General features: G+C 62.0%; 1 protein-coding gene. It reads right to left on the reverse strand.

Translation table 11 applies throughout. The features are described from left to right. A partial coding sequence (locus ACZIRK_RS45750; protein WP_474419916.1) for a transposase occupies positions 1–255 on the reverse strand: 255 nt, incomplete at both ends.

Here is a 255-nt window from a genome sequence, read left to right on the forward strand (position 1 = left end):
GCACCAAAGCTGGTCTGTTGCCGATGTCGGCGAGCTGGGTGCGGACTCGGTCTTCCAATTTCTCGCCTGCGCGCAGCGGCCGGCGTGCATTGCCAGTGCGCTTGGCATGGCTCCATACGAGCTCGTCCGGATTCAAATCCGGGGCATATCCCGGAAGAAAGTGCAGCGTCAGCTTTCCCTGCGTGCTCGCCACGTAGTCCTTGACCACCGCCTTCTTGTGCGCGGGTAGCCCGTCCACAATCAGATGCAGCGCTT

The sequence above is a fragment of the Bradyrhizobium sp. Leo114 genome (assembly GCF_055229415.2).